The 18965-nt window shown below is 63.4% G+C and carries 19 protein-coding genes; 8 read left to right on the top strand and 11 right to left on the bottom strand.

All coding sequences use genetic code 11. The features are described from left to right. Positions 1-102: 102 nt before the first annotated feature. Positions 103-507 carry a hypothetical protein gene (locus KEM60_RS15190; protein WP_219108773.1) on the top strand — a complete coding sequence of 135 codons (405 nt, stop codon included), beginning with the start codon at positions 103-105 and terminating at the stop codon, positions 505-507. Here the strand turns inward: KEM60_RS15190 and KEM60_RS15185 are convergent. After that, on the bottom strand, positions 504-1274 hold the full coding sequence (locus KEM60_RS15185) for a phosphatase PAP2 family protein (protein WP_219108771.1): 771 nt from the start codon (positions 1272-1274) through the stop codon (positions 504-506). The genes KEM60_RS15190 and KEM60_RS15185 overlap by 4 nt on opposite strands. Positions 1275-1656: 382 nt before the next feature. On the opposite strand from KEM60_RS15185, the gene KEM60_RS15180 reads away from it, so the two are divergent. The 3 genes from KEM60_RS15180 (at position 1657) to KEM60_RS15170 (ending at position 3235) form a co-directional block, all read left to right on the top strand. Continuing rightward, complete coding sequence (locus KEM60_RS15180) at positions 1657-1977, top strand: WXG100 family type VII secretion target (protein ID WP_219108769.1); 321 nt, start codon at positions 1657-1659, stop codon at positions 1975-1977. Between the two features lie 49 nt (positions 1978-2026). After that, positions 2027-2317, top strand: coding sequence for a WXG100 family type VII secretion target (locus KEM60_RS15175; protein WP_219108767.1), 291 nt, complete (start codon positions 2027-2029; stop codon positions 2315-2317). A 114-nt stretch (positions 2318-2431) separates the two neighbouring features. Continuing rightward, the gene (locus KEM60_RS15170; protein WP_219108765.1) at positions 2432-3235 is read left to right on the top strand and encodes an ESX secretion-associated protein EspG; all 804 of its coding nucleotides are present in this window, start codon (positions 2432-2434) and stop codon (positions 3233-3235) included. Here the strand turns inward: KEM60_RS15170 and KEM60_RS15165 are convergent. The 6 genes from KEM60_RS15165 to KEM60_RS15140 all read right to left on the bottom strand — a co-directional run bounded on the left by KEM60_RS15165 (position 3120) and on the right by KEM60_RS15140 (position 10634). Beyond that, positions 3120-4157, bottom strand: coding sequence for an ROK family protein (locus tag KEM60_RS15165; protein WP_219108764.1), 1038 nt, complete (start codon positions 4155-4157; stop codon positions 3120-3122). The two genes, KEM60_RS15170 and KEM60_RS15165, sit on opposite strands and share 116 nt — an antisense overlap. 43 nt (positions 4158-4200) lie before the next feature. Further along, the gene (locus tag KEM60_RS15160; RefSeq protein ID WP_219108762.1) at positions 4201-5118 is read right to left on the bottom strand and encodes a dihydrodipicolinate synthase family protein; all 918 of its coding nucleotides are present in this window, start codon (positions 5116-5118) and stop codon (positions 4201-4203) included. Then, positions 5115-5915, bottom strand: coding sequence for an ABC transporter ATP-binding protein (locus KEM60_RS15155; protein ID WP_255574729.1), 801 nt, complete (start codon positions 5913-5915; stop codon positions 5115-5117). Before KEM60_RS15155 ends, KEM60_RS15160 begins: the two co-directional genes overlap by 4 nt. Before the next feature lie 95 nt (positions 5916-6010). Further along, the gene (locus KEM60_RS15150; protein ID WP_219108758.1) at positions 6011-8044 is read right to left on the bottom strand and encodes a dipeptide/oligopeptide/nickel ABC transporter permease/ATP-binding protein; all 2034 of its coding nucleotides are present in this window, start codon (positions 8042-8044) and stop codon (positions 6011-6013) included. Between the two features lies 1 nt (position 8045). After that, on the bottom strand, positions 8046-9011 hold the full coding sequence (locus KEM60_RS15145) for an ABC transporter permease (RefSeq protein WP_219108756.1): 966 nt from the start codon (positions 9009-9011) through the stop codon (positions 8046-8048). A gap of 12 nt (positions 9012-9023) precedes the next feature. Next, positions 9024-10634: an ABC transporter substrate-binding protein gene (locus KEM60_RS15140; protein WP_370626386.1), complete on the bottom strand. Its 1611-nt coding sequence runs from the start codon at positions 10632-10634 to the stop codon at positions 9024-9026. A gap of 263 nt (positions 10635-10897) precedes the next feature. Here KEM60_RS15140 and KEM60_RS15135 point away from each other — a divergent pair, with 263 nt between their 5' ends. Further along, positions 10898-11620 carry a FadR/GntR family transcriptional regulator gene (locus KEM60_RS15135; protein WP_219108754.1) on the top strand — a complete coding sequence of 241 codons (723 nt, stop codon included), beginning with the start codon at positions 10898-10900 and terminating at the stop codon, positions 11618-11620. A 28-nt stretch (positions 11621-11648) separates the two neighbouring features. Here KEM60_RS15135 and KEM60_RS15130 read toward each other — a convergent pair whose 3' ends face one another. From KEM60_RS15130 to KEM60_RS15120, 3 genes are all read right to left on the bottom strand, one after another. Beyond that, a complete protein-coding gene (locus KEM60_RS15130) occupies positions 11649-12329 on the bottom strand; it encodes a DUF5825 family protein (RefSeq protein ID WP_219108752.1) in 681 nt (226 codons plus the stop codon). Beyond that, on the bottom strand, positions 12326-14272 hold the full coding sequence (locus KEM60_RS15125) for a RiPP maturation radical SAM C-methyltransferase (protein ID WP_219108751.1): 1947 nt from the start codon (positions 14270-14272) through the stop codon (positions 12326-12328). Before KEM60_RS15125 ends, KEM60_RS15130 begins: the two co-directional genes overlap by 4 nt. Before the next feature lie 316 nt (positions 14273-14588). After that, positions 14589-14759 carry a hypothetical protein gene (locus KEM60_RS15120; protein WP_219108749.1) on the bottom strand — a complete coding sequence of 57 codons (171 nt, stop codon included), beginning with the start codon at positions 14757-14759 and terminating at the stop codon, positions 14589-14591. A 184-nt stretch (positions 14760-14943) separates the two neighbouring features. Here KEM60_RS15120 and KEM60_RS15115 point away from each other — a divergent pair, with 184 nt between their 5' ends. From KEM60_RS15115 to KEM60_RS15105, 3 genes are all read left to right on the top strand, one after another. Further along, entirely contained in the window at positions 14944-16119 is a 1176-nt protein-coding gene (locus KEM60_RS15115) for an exo-alpha-sialidase (RefSeq protein ID WP_219108747.1), read from the top strand. A 49-nt stretch (positions 16120-16168) separates the two neighbouring features. Continuing rightward, a complete protein-coding gene (locus KEM60_RS15110; RefSeq protein ID WP_219108745.1) occupies positions 16169-16849 on the top strand; it encodes an N-acetylmannosamine-6-phosphate 2-epimerase in 681 nt (226 codons plus the stop codon). Between the two features lie 248 nt (positions 16850-17097). Beyond that, positions 17098-17778: a hypothetical protein gene (locus tag KEM60_RS15105; protein WP_219108744.1), complete on the top strand. Its 681-nt coding sequence runs from the start codon at positions 17098-17100 to the stop codon at positions 17776-17778. Positions 17779-17922: 144 nt separating this feature from the next. Here KEM60_RS15105 and KEM60_RS15100 read toward each other — a convergent pair whose 3' ends face one another. Continuing rightward, positions 17923-18720, bottom strand: coding sequence for a sugar phosphate isomerase/epimerase (locus KEM60_RS15100; RefSeq protein ID WP_219108742.1), 798 nt, complete (start codon positions 18718-18720; stop codon positions 17923-17925). Positions 18721-18965: the final 245 nt, after the last annotated feature.

Raw genomic sequence — 18965 nt, 5'->3', positions numbered from 1 at the left:
GAGCGGATCGGAGGGTGCACGTCCGATGGTGGAGGTGTCCCCGCTGCACTGACGGTCCTCGACCGTCGTACGGCGCTGCCCCGTCCCCGCAGAGGAGCCGTGATGACCACCATCGCCACCCGCCAGCAGCTGTCGGTGGTCATGCTGGGTTCTGCTGCGTTGCTCCTGGTGTGGATCCCGATGCTGGGCGTGGTGTTGCCTGCCGGTGCCGACAACGACCGGTGGTGGCAATGTTGGGATCTGCTGGAATTGCTCGCGTTGGGAGTGGGTGGTGTCCTGGCGTTACGCCGGTCCTCTTCGGCGGTCTTCTTCGCAGTCGCGGCGGCAACGTTGCTGCTCATTGATGCCTGCGTCGATGTCGGGACGGCCTGGGTCGACGGGTCGCAGCTGTGGCGGGCTGTGGCCATGGCGGCAGTGGCCGAGCTGCCGTTGACTGTGCTCTGCGTGGATCTGGCGAGGCAGTCAGCCGCCCGCTACCCGGCAGGGCGGGCGCTGCTGGCGATTTAGTGACGGCGTTGGTGTCTCCGGATGTGGGTCAGGCTTTCGTATATCCCGTCTTGCCAGATCACCGGGAGAGTGGACCAACAGGCAATAAGACAGCACACTCCGCCTCCTGCGAAAAGCGGGGCCGCCGCGACATCTCCCCAGAAATGAGCGCCAGCGTACATCCGTGCCACCGCGACAACCGCGGTCACCATGATCCCCACAATCCAGATGAGGAGCGTGGAGCGTTTCATGGCCCTGGCAGCGAGGACCAACGCCAGTGTCAGGGCGACAGCGAAGGCGACATGTCCGGAGGGAAAGCTGTCATGTTGACCCTCAAATGAGAGCGTGTCCGCCGAGGCAAAAGGGGGCCGCGCCCGGTGAAAAAACAGTTTGCCGAACCCCACAGATAGCCATCCGATCATGGTGGTCACCACCGCCACTGTTGCGGCCCATCGGTGGCGCCGCCAGACCACGGCGCCCATCAGCAGGATCGTGATCGGCGCGGCGATAGGTCCCAGCCCGAGCGCTACGACGACAGAGAGCCCATCCAGCCACGGCCGTTGATGGTCGTGCAGCCATTGGTCCACAGCCATCTCGCCGGTGCCCACCGGTCCTCGAACGGTGACATACCACCCCAGGAGCACCCCGGCGAAGAGCAGAAACACGCCAGCCGACCACCAATGCAAGAACGTTCCGGGCAGGCGGGGCCCGGACGGGTGGCGGGCTCGTCTGGTGGCAACCTGCGATGCGATGTCATGCGGGGGGAACTGGCCGGTGGCCTGAGACATGGCTCTCCCTGGAGAACGGAACACGGGACTTCTCAGCCTGCGGGCACCTGCTGTGCATTCACTGAGTGACCATTCCTTGGGACTAGCCGGTCCGTTGTGCACATGTTCAACCCGGCTGACCCGGACATCTTCGTGGGCAGCGTTGAATCACCCCACTTCATGAGGTTTGTTCTGCTGAGCACCAGCGATACGGACGTTCGTCTCATATCATGGTGGCACAGCATGAGGGATGCCATCGAGATGCTGTGGACAATGATTCAACAATCTGTGGATGCCGGTGGCGGCGTGTCAGTGACTCGGTGTAACTTCCGAAACACGCCGCCGTGCAGGGGGATCCTACCGGGGTGAACTCACCCCGTATCACGAGACGGAAGGAACGATCATGGCCGGTGCAGGTTTCGGCGCAGAACTTGAGGCGATGCAGCGTGCAGCCTCACAGGTGGAGCAGATCAACGAGGGGATTCAGGGGAAGCTTCAGTCGCTGCAGGCTGAGTGCCAGAGTGCCAGCGGTCACTGGAAGGGTCAGGCATCGGCCAGCTTCCAGAGCCTGATGGTTCAGTGGAACACGGAAGCCAAGAACCTCAACACCGCGCTGCGTGAGATCGCCGACCAGATCCGTCAGTCCGGTAAGGCTTACTCCGCTCAGGAAGAAGCCAGCATGCAGGGGATGAAGGCTGCCGGTTCCGGCCTCAACATGGGCTGACGCCCACCACACTCGTTTTTGTAGTTCTTCAGGGATGGAAGGTTTCACTATGTCCGAGATTGGCGTTAATTTCGGGGGCTTGGGCAACACCCAGTCACACGTCGCGCAGACCGCCACGCAGATGAACCAGCAGCTGGACGAGCTGAAGCGGATGCTTCAGCCGATGGTGCAGACCTGGACCGGTAGCGCCGCCGCCAGCTACAACGAGAAGCAGCGCCGCTGGGACTCCGCCGCTGCCAACCTCAATGGCGTCCTCGCACAGATCGGTAAGGCGCTGGCCAACGCCAACGATGGCTACCAGCAGACCGAGTCTGCTAACGCTAACCGTTTCGGCGGCTGAGCACGCCCGTAACGTCGGTGTCCGGAAGAGGTCTTCCGGACACCGACGTTGTCATGGTGTCCGACACTATGACGGGCAGACGATGTCGACGACGGATCGGGGTGTACGACGGCGATGGAAAGCATCGACAAAGAAAGGTTCGAACGGTTCTTATGGGATTACGGGGTGCGGTTACCCGTTCCACTGAATCTCGGGCCACGCGGTGACGCAGGTTACGATCCGGCCGGGGGACCAGAATTCGTCGTTGACGACGAGATCCGTCGTGGCCGGTGGACCCCCGGGCAAGCTCGCGCCTTAGAGGGGCTGCTTCGGGTGATGGAGTCCCCGGAGTCGGTCGTAGCGGCGTACCTGTTCTGGGACAACACTGACGAAGAGTCAACTCGGGTGGTGTCAGCGGGCATCATCGCTGATGACGAAGCCATCGTGGTGGTGGAAACCCCGCAGGGTCCTCGTCTAGAACTAGTCGAGTGGTCGCATGTGGCGTCGGCGGTGGTCGGCCAGCTGCCGCTCCCCGCTGCCATGGCCCTCCCCCGCACCACCATCCCGACGTCGGCTCTGCACCGGATCGCCGATGAGTCCGCCCAGGGCGCGTCAACGCGCTCGCTGTCGCGCACCGCAGTGGGCTCCGGCGTCTCACTGTCCGTGTTTGCCCTGCTGTCCTCGATGGTGCCTGACCCGACAACAGGAGGCTTTGCCTGTGCTTCCTGGGTCGAGGGCACCCCGGAGAGCTTGAGTGAGATGCAGATCGACCTGATCATTTCTGCCCAGGGCGGGATGATCCGTTACGGCGACGAATCAACTGTCACCTTTGAACCCCTGACATCGACCACCTTGACCCGAGCATTAGGGCAGTCGATGGCCCGCCTCCCTGCCCGTCGTCGCGGTGGGCTTGGGAGATGTAGTCACACCAGTCTGTGACCCAGGCTGCCGCACCACTGAGCGCAGCGCCGACACCTCCCGTGGCCGAACACACCGGAGTCGAGGCGACCACATCCATCGCGTCTGCCGCGACACCTTCCCGGAGGGCAGCCCACCAGAGGTCACCGGCTGCAGCGACTCCACCGGTCACCACGACCACGTCGGGGTCGAGGACGTTGAGCAGGCCACCGATCATTTGCCCGGTGGCCATGCCACACCGGTGCAACACCTCCTGCGCCCGCTGGGTGTCCGCATTCTGCGGTCCCTGCGCCAGGTCAACTACCTGCGCGGCGGTCAGATCGGCCCCTCCGGCGCGACGATAGGCTGCGGCGATCCCAGGCCCGGAGGCCAACCCTTCCACGTGGCCCAGACGACCGCAGGTGCATGGCACCCCCTCAGCTCCCGGGACACTGAGGTGACCGACATGACCGGCGACATGATGAGATCCAGTGACCACCGATCCCCCAGCGACGTAGGCTCCGCCGATCCCGGTCCCCACCGCGACCAGCAGCATCGATGCAGCGCCTCGGCCCGCGCCGTACCGGGCTTCCCCGAGTGCGTGGGCATGGACGTCGTTGAGCACGGCTGCGGGCACCCCAAAAGTCTGCGCAAAGGGCCCCACCAGCTCGGTGCCAGCCCACCCGGGAAGTGCGTCCGTGGCGTGGGTGACGACACCACGTGCGGGGTCGATCACCCCGGCTGCCCCCACCCCGACAGCACAGAGTTCCTCGCGCACACCTTGCTCGTCGGCGACCAGCCCCGCCACGGCGATCGCAGCAGCCATCACCGCCGCCGCACCATCCCCTGCAGGGGTGAGGACGGTACGGCGACCGTGCACGGCGCCGGAGCCATCGACGACCCCAGCCGCGATCTTGGTGCCACCAATATCAACCGCCAACACACGACGATCACGGTGTCCCATGTCGTCTCTCTGCCGCTGCGAAAACCCGGTCACGGTCGTCCGGTCACACCAATTCGACCCGCTCAAGGACCGCGCGCACTGCGTCGACGTTGGCGCCCTCTAACGCGGTCATCGGCACGCTCATCGTGTTGGTGTCAAACACCCCAAGCAGCTGCAGGGCCGTCTTGAAAGCGCCAACACCCGCTGCCGGGCCCACCTTGCCAACGGGGACGAACGCTATCTCCATCAGGCGCGCTAGCCGATCCTGTTCAGCACGCACACTGTCCCAATCGCCACGCACCGCTGCCTCGTGCAAGCGGACATACCCGGCCGGGTCGACATTGCCCAGGCCAGGCACGCAGCCGTGCGCGCCAGACAGATATGCCCCGTCAACGACCACTTCGTGTCCGGTGAACAGCGCCAACGGTGATCCCGCGTCGCCGTTCTGCATCGCCAACCGCCGGAAGGACACATCGTCACCGGATGAGTCCTTCACCCCGACAATCACCCCGTCCCGCCCCAACTCCACCAGCAGTTGGGGAGCGAGTTTGGTGTGAACACACACTGGAAGGTCGTAGGCCAGCACTGGCACAGATGACGCTGCGCCGATCGTCCGGAAGTGGGTGTCGATCTCTTCCGGCCCGGTGATCGCGTAGAACGGCGCGGTCACCACCACCCCGTCGACCCCGAGACGCTCAGCAGCCCGGACGTGCGCCAACACTCGAGAGGTTTGCATGTCGATACACCCAGCAAGGACAGGTACGGCGCCCGCCACGACGCCACGCACTGCCTCAAGGACCCGGGACCGCAGCTCATCGTCGAAGAAGGCGACCTCACCCGAGGATCCCAGCGCGAAAATTCCGTGGACCCCGGCCTCCAACAGCCTGGCCACCAGCCGTTCCAGTGAGGGGACGTCCAGATCGCCGTCACGGGTGAGCGGCGTCACCAGGGGTGGGATGACGCCGGAGAAAGAGGGACTCATGACAGCTCCACGAAATGGGTGCGGGCGGGGGACGGTGGTGTCGGGTCACCAAGCAGCGAAGGCGTCGCCGACAACAACAGGCGGGTGTAGTCGTCTTGAGGGTCGTCGAACACCTGGTCGGTGGGGCCGGTCTCTACGATCTGCCCGCGGTACATGACTGCGATCCGATCCGAGACATAGCGGACGGTGTTCATGTCGTGGGAAATGAACACCAGACCCAACCCCAGCTGCTTCTTGAGGTCGATGAGCAGATTCAGCACTTGCGCGCGCACCGACACATCCAACGCGGAAGTCGGCTCGTCCGCGACGATCAGGTCAGGGTCCAGCGTAAGCGCGCGGGCGATGGCGACCCGTTGTCGTTGACCGCCGGAGATGTGGCGTGGAAGCACATCCAGCGCTGACTGGGGTAATCCGACGAGGTGGAGGAGTTCACTGACGCGGGTGTGTCGGGAGGTGGTGTCTCCGATCCCGTGGACCCGTAACGGGTCGATGAGTTGGTCGCGGACGGTCATGCGGGGGTTCAGTGCGGTCGCTGGGTCTTGGAAAACCACTGACACGGCCCGGCCTAGGCGGCGTCGGGTCGCGGCGTCGCGGCGTAGCGGGTCCCCTTGGAAAAGGACGTGCCCTTGGGTGGGGGTCTGCAGGCCGACCATGATTCGGGCCAGGGTGGACTTCCCACAACCGGACTCTCCGACGATGCCGATAGTTTCTCCGCGGTAGGCGGCGATGTCGACTCCGCAGAGTGCGTGTACGCGGTCGGGGCGGAATAGTCGGCCGGTGCGAGCTTTGTGGACCATGTGTACGTCGCGCAGTTCCAGCACGGGGGTGCGCACGGTGGGGGTGGTGGCGTTGTCGGGGATGCCCGCGCCGATGGTGTCTTTGGTGGTGGTGTTCATCGCACCGCTCCATCCGTGGCCGCCAGCAGTTCGTCGGTGGCGGCGTATCGGTGATCCACTGGGGCCCCTGCTAGCCCGGGCACTGGTCGCAGTCGGGGTTTTTCGTCCAACCCAAGTGTCGGATGCGACGATCGGGGTGCGAATCTGTCGCCAGCGACGAAATCTGCGGGGCTGGGCACTGTCCCGCGAACGTGATGTAGTCGGTCTGCGCCTGACTCGATGGACAGGACTGCACCCAGGAGACCGCGGGTGTATTCGTGTCGGGGGTCGGTCAGGACGTCTCTGAGGCCGCCTTGTTCGACGACTTGGCCGGCGTACATCACGGTGACCCGGTGCGCGAGTTGCGCGACCAAAGCTAAGTCGTGGCTGACAAAGACCATGGCGAAACCCAACTCGTGACGTAACCGTTCTAGCAAGTCGACTACCTGTTGTTGCACTGTCACGTCGAGGGCGGTGGTGGGTTCATCGGCGATGATCAGCCGGGGGTTGCGCGTCAAGGCCATGGCGATGAGCACGCGCTGCCGTTGTCCGCCGGAGAGTTCGTGCGGGTATGACTTCAGGGTGCGGGCTGGGTCCAAGCCGACCAGTTCAAGGAGTTCTTCGGCGCTACGTCGGCCGCCGCGTCGGGTCAGTTGGGCCAGTTGGCTGCGGATCAGCATTGACGGGTTGAGTGCGGACAGGGCGTCCTGGTAGATCATCGCGATGTCGTGGCCGCGTAAAGCGTTGTGCTCGTGGGGGGTCAGGGTGAGCAGGTCGCGGCCGTCGAACATGATGCGCCCGGTGATCTGGGTGTCGGCAGGGAGCAGGCCCATCACGGCCATTGAGGTGATGGATTTGCCGCAACCTGACTCGCCGACCAGTCCCATCGTTTCGCCGGGTCGGACGTCGAAAGACACTCCGTCGACGAGAGGCACGTCGCCGTGGGCGTGCGGGAAGGTGATGCGTAGGTCTTGCACGGACAGCAGGGGCGCCGGGTCGGGGTTGCTGAGGTGACGGTCGGTGCGAGCCTGTTCTGAGGTGCGCAGCAGCTCTAGGTTGTGATCGAGCAGGGCCTGGGCGTGAGCTTCGTCGGTGACCCCGAGGACGGTGGCGCCGCCTGGTGCTGGGTCGTCAGCTGCCGTCGGAGAGGGTGTCGCGGCTGTGTCGTCGGTGGGTACGGCGACTCGGCGACGTCGTGCTGGGCTGGCGAGGGTGTCGGTCAGTCCTTCCGCGAGGATGTTCAATGACAGCACGGTCAGCAAGATCATCAGTCCGGGGAAGAACGTCGGCCACCAGAAACCAGACAGCAGGACTTGTTTGCCATCGGCGAGGATGTTGCCCCAGCTGGGGTGCGGCGGCTTGACTCCAGCGTTGATGAACGACAGCGATGCTTCGAACACGATCGCGTCTGCGACCAGCACTGTCGCGAACACCATGATCGGTGCCACACAGTTGCGGGCTACGTGCCGCAGCAGGATCGATGGGATCCGCGCCCCCATCACTCGATTGGCAGCGACGTAATCCTCACCGAACTGGGCGATCACGTTGGCCCGCACCACTCGGGACAGTTGTGGGACGTATAGGAATCCGATCGCCAAGATCAGCACGGGTAAGGCGTTGCCGAACACGGCGACGAACACGGCAGCCAAAGCGATCCCCGGAAAGCTCATCACGATGTCGAGGACCCGCATCAGGATCTCTGAGGTGGCTTTGCCAGCTGTGGCTGCTACCGATCCCAGCACTGCGGCGGCGGCCAAGGCAGCGCCGGTGGCGGCTAACCCAATCGCCAGGGACGATCTGGCGCCCCAGACCACTCGGGCAAAAACGTCTCGGCCGATGGCGTCGGTGCCAAACAGGTGCTCCGCGCCGGGCCATTGCACTGGCGTTCCGGTCGCTAAGGGGTCACCTGCCACGAGCGGCGCGCATAGTGCGGCAAGCACGATCAGCGAGAGGAAGCCCACCGCGATCTGGGAGGACAACGGCAACGTACGCAGACCGGCGAGGCGGCCACCGGCGGATGACTCCAGGCGGGAGGTCAGGGCGCGGCGCATGTCAGATGCTCCTGATCCGTGGGTTGACCAGCACATATAGCAGATCAACGACGATATTGATGACGATGAATGCCAACGCCACCGTCAACGTCACCCCTTGCACGAGGAAGACGTCGTTGCGGGTCACCCCGTCGAGGATCAGCTGCCCCATCGCTTGAATGTTAAAGATGATTTCGATGATGACGGCGCCACCCATCAGGTAGCCCACGCGCAGACCTAACACGGTGATCGGGGTGATCAGTGCGTTGCGCAGCACGTTGTGGGCGATCACTTCGGAGCGGGGAATGCCGGAGCCGATCGCCGTACGGACGTAGTCCTTGTCGAGTTCTTCGACCATCGCGGTGCGCACCACGCGAGTCAACGAACCCGCGACCGGGACTCCCAGCGCAAACGCGGGGAGGGCCACATTGGTGAGATACGTCGCCGGGTCTGCCCCGAACGGCACCCACGCCAGGATCAACGCGGGGAAGATCCCAAATCCGCCCGGCACCTGCCCCAACCATTGGATCAGCAGGATCGCCAACCAGAACGACGGAGTCGCCAAGGCGAGAATCGACACGACGCGAATCGCCTGATCAGGCCACCGGTCACGGTAGAGCGCTGCTAGCACTCCGAACACGGTCGCAAGGACCACCGCGATGAGTAGGCCAAGGAAAGTCAACTGCAAGGTGATGGGGAACGCGGTGGCGATCACATCGGTGACTGGCGTGTTGCCGCTCGTGGTCCCGAGGTCGCCTTGCACCATGCCGCTGAGGAACAGGCCATATCGCACCAGCAGCGGCTGGTCCAGTCCATGCTCAGTGCGGTACGCCGCGAGGGCATCCGGCGACGCCGATTCGCCCAGGGCGAGACGAGCCGGGTCGGCTGGTGAGAAGGACATCACGAAGAACACCAAGAAGGTGACGCCCAGCACCATCACGGGAAGAGCGACCAGTCGGCGTCCGACCAGACGAAGCACAGAGGACACCGACCAGCCGCCTTACTTGGTGGAACCGACGTTGACGAAAGACAACCCGGTCAACGCGATGGGCGCGAAATCGACCAGAGTTGTCGGGTCCCATGCGGTGGGACTCTTGCGGTGGAACAGGGGATACAGCGGCAGTTCGTCGCTGAGCAGGTCAAACAGTTCGCCCCAGGTCTTCTTTTGCGCGGCGGTATCCGTCGCGGTGAGTGCTTCCTGGAGGAGTTCTTGGACCTTCGTGTACGACGGCTGGCCCTTCCAGTGCATCCGCTGCTCGGTCCAGGTGTCGCCGGCGTACCACCAGCGCAGCAATAGGTCGGGGTCGTTGCCGAAGACGCTAGGGTCGCCGGGGGCGAGGACCACGTCGTAGGCCTCGGGTTTGCCGTCGATGGTGTTGTAGACATCGGCTGATTTCTTCTCGACGAAGTCAACATCTACACCGGCAGATTTAAGGGATTCTGCGATGATCGGGGTGCATTTCTTCACCCAGTCGTGGTCGGTGCACAGCATGCGGATCTTCTTCAGCCCAGTTTTGGCGAAGATGTCTTTAGCTTTGGCTGCGTCAAAGGTATAGACCGTCTTCGCTCTCTGATAGTCGGGGTGGCCTTCCTGGAGGAATGAGGTAGCCGGGGTGGCTTGGCCAAGTAGTGCGGTCTTCACGACCTTGTCCATGTCGATAGCCGTCAGGAAGCCCTGCCGGTTTTCTTTCGTGGCAAACGGATTACCTGAGGAGTGGTTGAACATGGCAAACAGGAGCCCGAAGCCCTGGACTGATTCAACCTTGGAACTGGCTTTCAGCTGGTCGACAGAGAGGTAGGGCACCGAGTCAACGACCTGGACACTCTTGGATTGGATCGCATTGGTGCGGGTCGCAGCGTCCGGGATAATCTGCCATTTCATGGTTTTGGCGCGAGCCGGTCGGGGGCCGGTGTACTTGTCGAATCGTTCAAACACGATCTGTTTGGAAGAAGCACCGTTATCAGTCATCCGGTAAGGACCAGATCCCACCGGCATCGCATCGAAGGATTTTTTGTCAGCAGCAGCAACCTTCGGAACAATCTTGACCACTGACAGGCGCGCAGCGAGGACTGCAGTGGGATGTTTCAGCGTCAGAGTGACGGTCCGATCATCCTTCTTGACGACTTTATCGACAAACGGAATGAACTGGGCGTACAAGCTCTTATTTGCGGGATCTTGGACTCGCTCAAATGAGAAGACCACATCATCAGCAGTGACTGGACTGCCGTCGTGGAATGTAGCGCCGTCACGCAGCGCGATATCGACACTCGTCCCAGTCGCAGTAGGCAACTCACGAGCGAGCGCGGGATAGGTCTTGCGGGTGGCGGGGTCGATCTCAGTGAGGCCTTCCATGGTGTGCCAGTTGGCGGCGATGGTCAGCGCTGCCGAGGTGCTCATGGGGTCGTAGCCGTTGGTGCCGAGTTCGTAGGAAATCGCGGCAGTGAGGGTGCCGTCTTTGGCCAGGGGCCCGGCGGGACCTTGGCTGGTGCCGGTGGTGTTGTCGCGGGAGGCGCAGCCGGAGACAGTGGCGGCGAGGGTCGCGGCGAGGCCCATCGCGCCGGTCAATTGGAGGAATCCGCGCCTGGAGGTCTGGTGGGCGAGCACATTCACGGTGGGCACCTTTCTGCGGCGGGAGTGTGGTGAGTGGCCCCGCCCGGCGACATTGCCTGACGTCGGACGTCTGACATCCGACGGTGATACCGTGACGATACGACGCCCACCGGGAGGGGTCAACCCATCCGAGCACCTGTGTCGGCTCCGCCTATCGGGACTAACGACCCGCCGACCTCCCCTGTCGGCCGTCACCCCCATCCCCCGTCAAGATGGATCTGCACCGGCGCTGCCCTGCGCCCGGTCAGGAAGTGAGGAGCCCGATGACGACCCCGGTCAGACGCGTGGGTGTGTGGTCGACCACCGAGGAGATCAAGCGCTACATCATCGAGGCCGGTCTACGGCCGGGTGATCCCGTGCCCACAGAGGCCGAGCTGGGCGCGATCCTCGGGGTATCCCGGTCATCCATCAGAGAGGCCATTCGCACCCTCGCGTCCCTGGACATCGTGGAGGTCCGACACGGGCATGGCACGTACGTCGGAGCGATGAGCCTGGCCCCACTGGTCAACGGGATGGTCTTCCGACTGACCTTGGACGCCGCTCACACCTTGCAGAGTTTGCGGGACGTGGTGACCACTCGGATTTCCCTGGACCTGGCGCTCGCTGACGATGTCGTCGCCTGTCACCGCGGCAGGAAGGACCCTGATCTGCACCGGCTCGTCGCAGACATGCGCGCCCACAGCGCGGCCGGACGGTCGTTCCTTCAGGAGGATTGCGCCTTCCACACGGCGCTGCTCCACCACATTGACAACCGGATCATCGCGGAACTGGCGGGTGCGTTCTGGGAGATCCACACCCGCGCCGTACCGCTGTTGGGGATCAGCCCGCCCGAGGATCTTTCCGAGACGGTGGAGGCCCACGCCGCCATCCTGCACGCCGTAGAAACAGGCGACCGTGACGGCTATGTCGCTGCTGTCCACGCGCACTATGCACCACTGGTGCGGGCCATTGACCGCAAGGTCTCCAGCCTGGAGCAGTCAGGGTGAGTCGACTCCGCCAGAAGGACCGCACCCCTCAGACAGCGAAGGACGGGTCGGGCCACCGCCGGACCCGATAAGGAAGCCACCAAGCCCACGCACCGACCACTGCCACCAGCATTTCTTCGAGATAGTCATCGAGAATGTCCGCAGGCACCTCATGGGTCTGGCATCCCTGGATGAGGGCGGTACAGGCATGTAGGTACGCCGGATCGTCGATGACGATGCACCGTAAGGTCCCGTCGCGACGGTCGCGGACTTGCACGAAACCCGGACCGTGACGGTAGAGACACTGATCAACGTAGAAGGCGTCGCGCCACTGCGCGAGGATCGTCCCGTCAGCGTCGCCGTGCAGGACACGAGGTGGCGCTAGATGAGTGATTCCCACCCAGGTGGACATGTTGGCGGTGAGATCCAGCTCCCAGTCGACGCTCATCCCCCGGCTGGTCAGCTCCGCTACCGTCATCAACATCGTCACGACATCTCGGCCGTCGTACTTGCTGGTGAGGTCGACGACCTCCGGCAGCTGCACCCGACGGACACCGCGGCGTACCCATTCGTCGACCCGCTGAGCGATCGCCACCCCTGCTGGCGGGATGTGGTCGCCGATGATCAGATCCGGTGACACTGCTGGCACTGGCACGTCGACGTCGTGGTGACCCCACACGATCAGCGGGATCGTGGTGGTGCGCGGATTCCCCGTGATCGTGGCCGTCATCGCTGAGCCACCTGCTGCGCATCAGGGTTGCGGTGGGCGTCGTCCTTGTCGGGGGTGTGTCGGTGGCTCCGATGGCAGTCGAATCGGAGCAGATGCTGGTTAGTGTCATCGGGCACCACATGGATGTAATAGCCGTCTTCGGTGAAAACCACCCCCCACCCCAGCCATCGGTCCAAGATCTCGTGGAGGGTCGAGCTGTGCAGCTGGCCAGATCCAGACGGCCCGAAGGACTGCGCGGCCAATGACACCAGAGAGCGGGGTTGTTCCAACGCTCTGAATAGCGCGATCTCTGCCGGGTCGGTGATCCACTGGACATCCCAATCATAATCAACACGACGAGACCTCAGGAGTATCTGGTCTCCGAGGTCAGTGCCGGTCAAAACAGCGTCGGGATAGCACTCCTGCCACCGATTCGTCGCTGCTCGGATCTGGTCGGCAACGTCCTCATTGATGCCATGGGAGGGACCGACAAAAAGATAGGCTAGATCAGTGAGTTCGTCGACTGGCAGGTCGTAATTACGCGCATATTGCGGATGCGGCGACAGCGGAGAGAATCCGAGATCTGGGCGATCGAAAAAGGGACTGAACCTTTCGATAGCGATACGGGTAACGCCCCCTAAAGGGGGAAGATGATGCAAGGCAGGGAATTGTGCAACCAAGGGGAGGTAGTCCTGCTCAGTCTCCCCAGGAAATCCGTACAAATAATTCCAAGCGACCGATAATCCCACGCTCGCTGCATCCCGCAGCATCCGCACATTCAGGCAACCAGTGACCCCTTTATCCATCAGGGCCAGCACTCGTGAACTGAGATTCTCAATACCCGGCTGAACGATCACCACCCCAGCCTCCACCAGCGACCGAAGTTGATCCTTCTTCATATTGGCCTTGATCTCATACTGGAGCCGTAGATCATGGCCAGACTCGATCAGCTGGGAGATAAATGTCCGCATATACCCCATATCCAAGATGTTGTCGACCACAAACATATCAAGCACCTGATGCTCGCGGACTAGGCCGACAACTTCATCATAGAAAACCTCTGGCGCCTTGCTGCGAAACTGCAAAGAGGACCCGTTGAGGCCACAAAAAGTGCAATGATGCCGCTCACCCCACCAACATCCCCGGGCACCCTCGACGACGAGTTTTGGCTCCACCCAGTCATGCGCATGCGACGCCGCCAATCGGTCGATATATCCCCTGAAGTCAGGTCGAGACATGTCCTGCGGCATCAATGGCTGAGAACCCATCGGGACGATCAGGATGTCCCCGCTGGGCGCGCGTCGACACAAGCCGGGAATGTCGGCGAAAAGTTCATGCGGAGCGTGACGACCATGACGTTCTAAGACCTCAAGAAGATCAGGGAAAGCCTTCTCGCCTTCGCCGCGCACCACGAGATCGAGAAAACCGAAGTTGCGCAGCACGGCCGCACCTTGCTTGTCGTCGCAGTTCGCTCCCCCGAAGACAATCGTCACCTCAGGGTCGCGCTGTTTGAGCTCTTTGGCAGCCGCGAGCGCTGCGACGTTCTGCTGGAACGTTGAGGTGAATCCGACGACGTCAGGTTGGGTGGTGATGAGCTGGTCGATGAGTTCGGTCACGAACGGTTTGGCTAAGCTGCGCAGGTCTGTCGCACAGTGGATCTGTTCTGATGTCAGCTGAGGTGCGGTGCGAAGTGCATCGGCCTGCCAGGTGGGGTCGTCGTGGAGTGCACCGGCAAAGACCCAGTCTCCGATGCCCTGGAAGTAGGAGTCCAGGGCGAGGTACTGATAATCCGCGAGGGTGAACTCTCGGCGTGAGACGATCCAGTCGACGTAGTCGAGATTGGCGTGGATGACATCGACCTGCATGTGGGGATGCCGTCGGGTCACTACTTCTCGGAGGATTCCCAGGGCCAGGGATGGGACGTCGACGAGGGCCCAGGGCATGTTGACGAGGCTGATTTTCATAGCGGTCCCTCACACAGTCGAGGTGATCGTGGTCCGGTGTGGCGCCGACTCTGGCGCAGCAACGGGAGGGTCCCTGCTGCGCCAGAGCCGACCCCGGTGATTCCTCGGCCGTCAGGCTTCGATGATGATCTTGATGCGGATGGCACGATCGGGGCTGGCGAGATCGAGCGGGTTGTTGTGCACTGTGGTCTTGCGCATCGTGAAACACCTCCTCCCTCATGACGGGGCGGGACCGGCACGCCGGGTGACGGACCGGGGCCTAGGGTGCGATCACTGTGGGGCTGGATCTGCAGGGATGTGGACGTCTCTGGGATTCTCAGTACGTCGTGGCGCCAGGGATGTGCGTCGAGTCGAAGACTCGGCGTAGGTCGCTGCTGTGCGCGGTCAGGGGGTCTGCGGCGTCGGCGTTCCAGAGTCGATGGACATCAGCGGCTCGGTGAAGGCCGATGGTGGGGAGGTGGTGTTGGCCGCTGCGGGGCTTGGCCATGGACGTCACGCTACGGAGCTCACCGCACCAGAACGATGGATGGCGAGTGAACTTCTTACGACGGCAACGTTGTTGCTGGACTCTTCAGCGCATCGCCATCGACAGATCGTGCCGCCGGAATCACCTGACATCGGACATCTGATGTCGTACTGTGAGGCCACCTTCGTCCCACTAAGGAATGACGATGTCCCCTTCTCGGCATGCGCTTCGCGCTCTCGCCCTGGCGATCACCGCCCCGGTGCTGCTCTTCTCCGTCCCAGCGTCCGCTGACCCCGGATCACCGCCGTACGCCGAGCAGGACCTCGCCGTCGGCGGACAGGGCGGATTCCCGAACTACCGCATCCCCGCCGTCGCAGTCAGTCCTGGCGGGCACATCCTGGTCTCCTACGACGGACGACCTCAGAGCAATGACGCCCCCGGTCCCAACAGCATCCTGCAACGCCGATCCCAGGACGGCGGTCTGACCTTCGGTCCTCAACAGACCGTGCACGGTGGGAAAAACAGCCCCAGAGAGGGCTATTCCGATCCCAGCTTTGTGGTGGATCAGCAGACTAAATCGGTCTTCAACTTCCATGTGCTCAGCTACGACCAAGGCTTCGCCGGGTCCCGACCTGGCACCGACCCGCACGACCGGCAGGTCCTGCACGCCGAAGTGTCCCGTTCCGATGACGACGGCCAGACCTGGACCCACCAGACCATCACCGCGCAGATCACCCCGGACCCGACCTGGCGCTCCCGATTCGCGACCTCCGGGAATGGCATCCAACTGCGGTACGGCGCTCACGCAGGTCGACTGGTCCAACAGTTCACCATCATTGATGGCGGCAAAAACCAGCGCGCGGTCTCGGTGTACTCCGACGACCACGGCGCCACCTGGACAGCCGGGGCCGCGGTGGGAACGGGGATGGACGAGAACAAAGTCGTCGAGCTCTCCGACGGACGACTCATGATGAACTCCCGCGACTCCGCCCGCTCTGGATATCGCAAGATCGCATACTCCCAGGACGGCGGTGCCACCTGGGGTGAGGTGAGCATCGACAAAAACCTCATCGACCCCGCCAACAATGCTTCCCTCATCCGCGCCTACCCGGACGCGCCGCAGGGCAGCGCCCAAGCCAAAGTGCTGCTGTTCTCCCATGCCGCCTCATCCACATCCCGTACCAATGGCACCATCCGGATGAGCTGCGACGATGGCAAAACCTGGCCGGTGTCCAAGGTGTTCCAGCCCGGTCAGACCGCCTACACCTCACTGGCGGTGCTACCCGACGGCACAATCGGCCTGGCCTATGAACCCGGCCACAACGGCATCCGCTTTGCCCGATTCGACCTGTCCTGGCTAGGACAGACCTGCCAGAGCTGACATCGCAGCCACGACACATCCCGCCACCGGACCCACGTCGAAGGAACCCATGTCCGCTGTACTTGACCTTCTCCGTCACCGCCTGATCGTGTCCTGCCAGGCCTACCCGGGGGAACCGCTCCGCCACCCCGAAACCATGGCTCAAATGGCACAGGCCGCTGTCATCGGGGGCGCCGCCGGCATCCGCGCCCAAGGGCTGGCGGACATCTCCTTCATCACCGGCCGCGTCGACGTCCCTGTCATTGGCCTGTGGAAAAGCGGTCACGAGGGTGTCTTCATCACCCCGACAGTGCGCCATGCCCGGGCTGTCCTCGACGCCGGGGCCACGATCGTCGCTCTGGACGGCACCCGCCGCCCCAGACCTGACGGATTAACCCTCGCCCAGACCGTCACTGCGCTTCGGGAGAGCCACCCCACCTCGTCGATCATGGCCGACTGCGGATCACTCGACGACGCCTTAGCCGCCGCAGACGCCGGAGCCGACCTGATCGGGACAACCCTGGCTGGATACACCCCTGAACGGGCCAGCACCCCTGGGCCAGACCTGGAACTGCTCCAGCTCATCACCGACGCTCTGCCTGACATCCCGGTGATCGCCGAAGGCCGGATCCACACCCCCGACCACGCCAGAGCAGCGCTCCTCGCCGGAGCCTTCGCCGTTGTCGTCGGGACCGCGATCACACACCCCACCACCCTCACCGGATGGTTCGCCGATGCCATGACTCACTGATCACCGCCCCAGGCGACGTCACGTCAGCCATTGACGCCATCTTGGGAAAAGCCCTATGACGTTCATCCACGAAAGGACATTCCCCGCAAATCGGAAAAAGCTACGGCACTAGCAGTTTTGGCGGTGTGAACAACTGCTAACTATCGGCTCAAGACTTGGTCAAATGTCTTGAATGAACGGTCGGCAGGGAGTAGCTGTGGTCTGGTCTGGCGGGTCCGCCGCCGGACCAGAACCGACAGGAGACACGGATGATTCGCCGTACCCTCAGTCTGGCCTCAGGGGCTGTAGCACTCGGAACCATCGCACTGATCATGCCGTCCGCGGTCGCCACCGCCGCGCCGGTCGCCCCGGCCAACTCCGACACCAGCGTGCCCGCGCTCCCCATCGTCAAAGAGCAGCACAAACGGCCGGTCCAGAAAAACCTGCTCAACCCCAAGCCCGTCTGCAACGCCTGGGAAGACAGCCGGGTCGTCATTGAACGTGCGCAGAAATCCTTCGAACCAGTCGGGGCTGTCGAGATGCGCAATGACACCACCGCCACCATCCCCCTGACCCAGACCCTCGCTCGCACCCACAGCTTCACCGCCGGGATCAGCGGCGACGTGGGCGGCCAGTTCGCCAGCGCAGTGAAAGCAACGATTGCTCCGACGTTCGCGTTCACCATGTCCTGGAACGCTGGCCAGGTGATTGGCCCGTACCAGGTGCCTGCAGGGAAGACGGCGCGGGCCAGCTACGGCTTTGGGGTGATCACCTTTGATGGGACCCACCAGTTCTGCAAGTTGGACGGCACCTGGAGTAAGCCCACCCGGGTCAATGGTCGGGCCCCGTTGGCGAGCACCGTACGAGTCCAGCTCTACTCTGACCCGTCCGATGTCTTGAATGCGCGGCGGGCGGAAAATGTCCCCACCGATCAGCGGCAGGCCCGCTAACCAGCTATTCCTGAGACCACCAGCACTGCATGTCGTCGGCCGCTCCCCCTTAGCATCCGCCGACGCCCCCTACCGACGTGAAGGTCGTCATCTCCCACGGTCCGGCCGGCCGGAACCCTGCCCCGACCGGCCGTGGCCGAGGTATCACCACGATTCGACGCTGCCCCAGGCGGCGAAAAGCCCTGCGGCTTCGACGCTGGCCCGAGATGCGGCGAACGCCGTACGTGCCCAAGAAGCCGCATCTCTTCGTCCAGAGCGCACCCAAGGCACCTCCACACTGACCGGCAACCGGTCCGGGAAGGCACTGAGGAAGGCGCCGATGTCGGCGATTCCGTCACCAGGCAGCACCCGCGGTGAACGAGGCCCACCGGCCAGAGGCGCCACGTCGCACAGTTGGACCATCACCACCAGGTCGGCGTAGGCGGCGATCTGGGCGGAGGTGGCGCGGCTGCGGTGATGATGCAGCAGATCGGGCAGGATCAGGCAATCCCATCGTCGAGCCAGATCTGCTGCTTCCATCAGGTGAGGTACGGCGCTGCGTGCTGCCGGTTCGATAGCAGGGACGATCCCGTGGCCGCGGGCGTCGTGGACGAGGGCGGCGAGATGGTCGTCTCGTCGAGTGGCGTCAGGGTCGGTGATCGTCACGGTGAGGGTTTTTGCCCCGAGGGCGGCTCCGGCTTCCAGGACAGGCAGCCACTGCGCGGCTTCGGTCCGGCCGTCCAGCAGCACCCCGCTGATGTCCTCAAGCAGGACACCGTTCGCGATCAATGCCCGAGCGGTACGCCGAGATTCCACTCCACCAGCGTGCATCTCGCAAGACGCGGCTCCGCCGTACACCCTCCCGGTGCGGGCGCCGACCCCAGGGGTGAGTTGCAGACCAACGAAGTCGAATCCAGCGTGGGCGGCATTTTCGACCATCAGATGCGGAGCGACACCGGGCATGGACGCCGCTGCCAGTCCTAATGGTCGTCCGCCCCACGGGCGGATTGCTCGACCCCCATCACATCCAGCCATGTCTAAACCATTTCTTGAACAGTCATGCACCCCTCCCGAACGATCAAGACGTCCCGCGGTGCTTCCCCCCTGGTGAACGGCACGACGATAAGAGCCGGTCAGGTCGGACGTCCAGTCGTGATGGATGGGAACGCCGTTTTTGCGCACATACTGCCGGTGGACGTTCGGCCACC

The organism is Austwickia sp. TVS 96-490-7B, assembly GCF_019331795.1.
Classification (GTDB): domain Bacteria; phylum Actinomycetota; class Actinomycetes; order Actinomycetales; family Dermatophilaceae; genus Austwickia.
This window is presented reverse-complemented; position numbering and strand designations above follow the sequence as displayed.